This window comes from uncultured Paenibacillus sp. (assembly GCF_963515335.1).
GTDB lineage: Bacteria > Bacillota > Bacilli > Paenibacillales > Paenibacillaceae > Paenibacillus_I.
Genome location: NZ_CAUPYC010000113.1, coordinates 1 through 4,912 on the forward strand (window position 1 = coordinate 1; position 4,912 = coordinate 4,912).

Consider the following 4,912-nt stretch of genomic DNA (forward strand, 5'->3'; position numbering starts at 1 on the left):
CATCGGTATACTTGTTCGCAACCATATACAAGGCGCCGGCGATTTTGCGCGAAGAGACGTAGCTGCCTTCCAGCTCCGTTTCCCTCGCGAGCTTCGGCTGTCCGTCCTCGGATACGTCGTAAATAAGCGTCTTGACCGTCGTGCGCATCGGTTCCGCCGGCCAACGGTCGATGCCCGAGCCGAATGCGGCGCTCGAGCCGGTTTCCGCCGCGGCGCCTGCCGGGCCGCCGATGCCGGGATCGATCGGCATCGGCAGGCCGCTGTTCTGCTGGCCGATTACGATCAGCCGTTCGCCGTCCGCATACATCTCCCGCGGATAGAAGCCGCTTTCCGCGGTGTAGTCGATCGTCGCAGCGAGCTTCGGCTCGGACGGATTCGCGATGTCCGCGATCTGCACGCGGTTGCCGCTTAGCTGGTACACGAACCTGCCGTCTGTCTTAGCCCAGTCCGCCTCGTCCACGCCTTCGACCTGAACGTTCGTCCGCGAATAATCACCGCCCGAGGCAGCGCCGTCGGCCGCCGCGGAGTCGTTGCTCTTCGCTTGGTCGACCGCCGGGACGGCATCCGTGCGTTCGTTGGCAATAAAGTTGCTTCCATACGCATTCTGCGACTTTTTCAGCAGCTGCTGCAATTGCTCGGCCGTCCCGATGACCGGCAGCTCGCCGGGGTCGTCGATCCGGACGATCCGGTTCAGGCCGTCCCAGGCGACGGCGGAGCCGAGCGATTCCGAAACCGCGCGCAGCGGAACCATCGTTACGCCGTCCTTCATCACCGGTCCGGCAATCAGCTTGACGGTGCGGCCTGCCGTTCGGAGCGTGCTCGAGCCGACCGTCATGGCGGCCGAACGGCCTCCCCGGGTCACGGTTACCGTTTGCCGGTTGTTCCGATCCTTGCTCCACGCGACTTGGGCGCCGAGCGCCTCCGCCACTTGGCGCAGCGGCACCATCGCCGCCCCCTTGACAAGCATCGGCGGCGTGGGAGAGGACAGCGTTTCGCCGCCGATCCAGATGCGGATGTTCACGGGCGCGGGCGCCGGGGTCTTGAGCGGTGCGGCCGCCGCTGGCGCGCCAACCAACAGGCTGCAAAGCAACAAGGCAGCCAGTGTTTTTTTGCTCATGCGGGGTATCTCCTTTGGCTTCATATGATTACAAGCCTGGTAGAGACGGCTTGTTGTGTTCCTTGACGCGATTGCAAGGGGAATGGTTGCAGGCGCTGGGCGATTGCCGGAAATTAAAAATCACGGGCGTCGTCCAAGACGGGCCGTATGTCAGCGCCGGCCACACGCCCCTTTTCCGGCAAAATAGGACAAACATGGAGAGCCCGTCCAAACTCTGTCCCTCACCCTCTCATACTGTGATACAAACCAAATCAAGGAGGTTTTGAAAATGGCAAGCAGATTGATCGATACACAGGTGTCCCAAAACGCCAGCAGTACAGGGGCGCTGGCGATTCCGCTTGGATCGATGCCCGCATTGTTCGGAACGCTTGGCCTGAACACGGCGTCATCGGGGCCGAGCCTGCGGGTGCATTTTACAGCTACGGTCACCGTGAGCGCTACGGTAGCCGTGGCCGTTCCGATCAGCGTCACGATTTTCCGGGTTGTGGAAGGGGTATCGACCCCGGTCTACCAAGCCACGGAAACGCTCCCGGTCGGCACAGCGGCGTTGACTACCGCCATCGTCGCGGTGAACGGAGTCGATTTTGAACCGCTTAATTCCGGTTTTATCGTGTATCAGGCGTTCGTCAACCTTCCGGAGGGCCTGCCGATTGCCCCGACGCGGGTGGGACCCGAAAGCTTTGTCGCGGCGGCCTATTCCGACTAAACGGGCCTTCACCTTCAACAGAAGCCGGTCATCGCGGCATCTTACTTTCGCCTGCAGTACCGGAACCGGGGATTCCGGTGTCCGGTTTGTGCCATTGCCGGGGATCATAAGTCCCTTTCCTCCTCCACGCTTGCTTAATATATTGTAGTACCCGCCTGTTCGCAATAGATAAAGGAGGATCGTGCCATGAGGCCGAGGGTAACCGTCGTCATCCCCTTTTACAACTGTCCGTATATCGACCGGGCTTTGGCGAGCGTCGCGGGTCAAACCTACCCGAACGTGGAAGTGATCGTGGTGGACGACGGCTCCGCCATGCATACGGATAAAATCGCGCCGTACGCGAATCGCATCCGCTACCTGACGAAAAGCAACGGCGGCACCGCGAGCGCCTTGAACTCCGGCATTCGCCAGGCTTCGGGCGAATATATCGCATGGCTCAGCTCCGACGATATGTTTGCGCCGCAAAAGCTCGAAAGGCAAATCGCTTTCATGGCGGAGAGCGGATCCGCGGCCAGCTTCACGGCGTATACGTCGATCGATGGGAACGGCAAGGTTTTAGAGCCGCATGTCGGACTCGCCGTGGCAGGCCGGGTTGCGTTCCTCCGCATGCTTTCGTATGCCAATCCGATAAACGGTTGTACCGTTGTGTTAAGAAAGGAGCTGTTCGACCGCGCCGGATTGTTCAACGAAAGCTTGTCTTACACCCAGGACTACGAAATGTGGCTTCGGCTGGCGCTGCACAACGTCAGGTTCGATTATTTGCCTGAGGCGTTGACCTTCTATCGTTTTCATCCGCAAATGGGGACGATCCGCAACCGGCCTGCCGTGCTGAGCGAGTTCGAGATGGTACGCGATTGGTATAAAGGCCAAATGGAAAGCCTGATTGCACAGCTCGGCGGATAACGCAAGAGGAGGTAACCATGAAAATACTATTGGCCACTTTCTGGCTTGTTCCCCACGTCGGCGGCGTCTGGAACTTTATGCAGCAGATCAAGCGGCGGCTTGAAGCGATGGGCCATGAAGTGGATTTGATGGGCAACAGCCCGGACTATACCAGGTTCTATATCGTCAACAAGGGACTGGAGCTGTCCAAGGAAGCGATCCGTCCCCTGCTTTTATCCAAGCTCAATGCCGCAAACGCTCCTCTTCTGCATATGGACCCCATTGTGCAGCAATACGAATTCGACCGTTATAGCATGGAGCTGTCGGCCGCGTTTTTCGGATTGGACCGCTACGATATCATCCATACGCAGGATATTTTCTCCACGCGCGCGCTCAGTCGGGCCAAGCCGAGAAAAACGCCGCTCATCGCCCACATCCATGGCTCGGTTGCGGACGAGATGATGACGCATTTTCGCCGGAATCCCGGGCTGGGCATCCATGAAGGTTCCCCGGCCTGGAAATATTTTCGGTCGATCGAGCATTACGGGGCTTCTTCCACCACATTGACGATCACGGCAAACAAGTGGCAAAAACAGAAGCTGGTCAATGAATTCGGCGTGCCCGAGCACCTGGTTACCTCGTTCCCGTACGGCCTGGATACGGAAGCCTTCTGGCAAAAGGTGCGGAACGGCACCGATTTTAGGCGTCCCCCGGGAAAAAAGGTGATCATCTGTCCGGCCAGGCTTGTGTTCGTGAAAGGGATCGATGTATTGATCTCCGCTCTGGCCATTCTGAAACACAGCCGGCAGGACTGGGTTTGCTGGATCGTCGGCGACGGCGACGACCGGGCGCAGCTGGAGAGCCAGGCGGCAAGCCTCGGCCTCTATCACGATGTATGGTTTCTCGGTCAACGCCACGATGTCGCCGCTTTGCTGGCCCAATCCGATATTTTTGTCCATTCCTGCATCCATGACAATCAGCCTTTCTCCGTAATGGAAGCCCAGATCGCAGGTATTCCTCCGCTGGTCTCCAACGCGGGCGGGCTGCCGGAAATGGTGGAGCACGGCGCCACCGGCCTGATTTCGCCGGTGCGCGACGCGACGACCTTATCCGAACAGCTTAAATTGCTGCTGGAGCACGAGGATTACCGGCTCCAGCTCGGACGAAACGCCCAGGCTTGGGGGACGGAGCATTGGTCGCTGGACCGGATGATCGAGCGGCTGCTTGCGATTTATTACGCCGCGCTTGCCCAATCGGCCTGAAAGGAGGCGATGATTTGATGGAAAACCGGCCTTTTACGGTCACAGGGGATTTATACAACCGGATTTTTGCCGTGCAAACGTCCAACCCGGAGGTCGTCGTGGATTATACGGTTTGGAACCGCATTTTCGCTTCCCTCCCGCGGGACTACCTGCTTCCCGATCTGCCGGTGATTACGTTTATTGCACATTAAGTAGGGGGTGAAAAGGTTGGATCTGACGTCTTATTGGGACCACGTGGATCCCGAACGGTTCCTGCAAACCCCGGAGGAGGGTTACAACAAGCCGATCCGTCAGCTTTACAGGCAGCTGCTTGCCCATCTTCAAGTCCGGAACATGCTGGAGGTCGGCTGCGGTCCGGGGGTGGATTACGTAGGGGCCGTCAATACGAATCCCGGCATCGGCTATACCGGGGTCGATATAACGCCGAAGATGATCGAGTACTGCAAACGGACCTATCCGGCCGGTCATTTTCTCCAAGCCGATATATACAGCCTTCCGTTCGGGGATAACAGCTTCGATTTCGTGTACTGCAAAGATGTGCTGAACCATCTGGAACATTGGGAGAACGGATTTTCGGAGCTGCGCCGGGTCAGCAGCAGATATGTGCTTGTAAACTTTTTTTACGGGCTGGGCACGAGCACCGTCAAGAAAAAGGAAGTCTACGACGGCCATATCAACCATTACTATGACTGGAACGAAGTGATGACCAAATTATCCGCCTTTCAGCCGCTTGCCATCGTCGTGTATCCCCGCTCGTGCGAATTTGAGGAGACGATGATCCTTTTCCAGAAAGGCTGATCCGCCCTGACTCAGCCTCAAAGAGGCCTTCCTTCCGGAAGGCCTCTCGGTTTGTGCGCGCCGCTTCAATCTTCTTCCAGCCGGATATCCCTTACATGACCTATGCAGTTCAAGTCAGTAACTGGTAATCAGTCATTACGCCAAAAT

6 protein-coding genes are annotated in these 4,912 nt (G+C 57.9%); 5 read left to right on the plus strand and 1 reads right to left on the minus strand.

Annotated elements, in window-relative coordinates; genetic code table 11:
• The coding region (locus RWM61_RS19935) for a beta-propeller domain-containing protein (RefSeq protein ID WP_314004162.1) at window positions 1-1,117 on the minus strand (1,117 nt) is incomplete at its 3' end.
• Between the two features lie 268 nt (window positions 1,118-1,385).
• Here RWM61_RS19935 and RWM61_RS19940 point away from each other — a divergent pair.
• The 5 genes from RWM61_RS19940 to RWM61_RS19960 all read left to right on the plus strand — a co-directional run bounded on the left by RWM61_RS19940 (window position 1,386) and on the right by RWM61_RS19960 (window position 4,765).
• Entirely contained in the window at window positions 1,386-1,823 is a 438-nt protein-coding gene (locus tag RWM61_RS19940; protein WP_314004166.1) for a hypothetical protein, read from the plus strand.
• Window positions 1,824-2,009: 186 nt separating this feature from the next.
• Window positions 2,010-2,726, plus strand: coding sequence for a glycosyltransferase (locus RWM61_RS19945; RefSeq protein WP_314004168.1), 717 nt, complete (start codon window positions 2,010-2,012; stop codon window positions 2,724-2,726).
• Between the two features lie 17 nt (window positions 2,727-2,743).
• Complete coding sequence (locus tag RWM61_RS19950; protein ID WP_314004171.1) at window positions 2,744-3,967, plus strand: glycosyltransferase family 4 protein; 1,224 nt, start codon at window positions 2,744-2,746, stop codon at window positions 3,965-3,967.
• A gap of 17 nt (window positions 3,968-3,984) precedes the next feature.
• Complete coding sequence (locus tag RWM61_RS19955) at window positions 3,985-4,158, plus strand: hypothetical protein (RefSeq protein WP_314004174.1); 174 nt, start codon at window positions 3,985-3,987, stop codon at window positions 4,156-4,158.
• Window positions 4,159-4,174: 16 nt separating this feature from the next.
• A complete protein-coding gene (locus RWM61_RS19960) occupies window positions 4,175-4,765 on the plus strand; it encodes a class I SAM-dependent methyltransferase (RefSeq protein WP_314004177.1) in 591 nt (196 codons plus the stop codon).
• Window positions 4,766-4,912: the final 147 nt, after the last annotated feature.